The organism is Paracraurococcus ruber, assembly GCF_004353985.1.
In the GTDB taxonomy this organism is placed as follows: Bacteria; Pseudomonadota; Alphaproteobacteria; order Acetobacterales; family Acetobacteraceae; genus Paracraurococcus; species Paracraurococcus ruber.
Genome location: NZ_SMOA01000679.1, coordinates 1 through 537, shown reverse-complemented (window position 1 = coordinate 537; position 537 = coordinate 1). Strand labels below are relative to the sequence as shown.

Here is a 537-nt window from a genome sequence, read left to right as displayed (position 1 = left end):
GGCGGCCCGTCCAGCGCCAGCAGCAGCGGGCCGTCCGACGCCCCCGCCAGGGCGGCGGGGGCGCCGGCCAGCAGCGCGGCATCCGCCGCCGGGTCCAGGCCGAAGACCGGCCGCCGCGCCGGCCCCTGGCGGAAGCGGCCGAGCAGCGCCCGTTCCGCCGCCGGCAGCGCAGCGGCATCGGCGATGCCCGGCCAGGCGCCCGGGCACCAGGCGAAGACCCGGCCGCCATGACCGGTGAGGTCGAGCACCGCCGCGTCCGGCAGCGCCTCCCGCAGCAGGGTGCCGAGGAGAGCGACCCCGCTCATGCCGGCCAGCCCAGGCACAGGTCCAGCAGCAGGCCGGGCTGCGGCGCCGCCTGCACCCGCGTGCCGCGCAGTTGCGCCGAGGGCGGCAGCAGGTCCGCCAGCAGCCCCGGCCGGTCGAGCGTCAGCCGCGCCAGCGCCGGCAGGTCGGGCACCGACAGCAGCAGCCGGCACGCGCCCTGCCGGCCGGCCAGCGCCGCCGCCACCGCGCGCCGCTGCAGCCCCGCCGCCTCCA

The 537-nt window shown here is 81.8% G+C and carries 2 protein-coding genes; both read right to left on the bottom strand.

All coding sequences use genetic code 11. The annotated features are described in order from the left end of the window. Positions 1-305: hypothetical protein (locus E2C05_RS32425; protein ID WP_205083311.1), on the bottom strand; the 305-nt coding region annotated here is incomplete at its 3' end. Further along, positions 302-537 (bottom strand): hypothetical protein (locus E2C05_RS33830; RefSeq protein WP_158292513.1); only part of this gene is annotated, 236 nt, incomplete at its 5' end. The genes E2C05_RS32425 and E2C05_RS33830, both read right to left, overlap by 4 nt.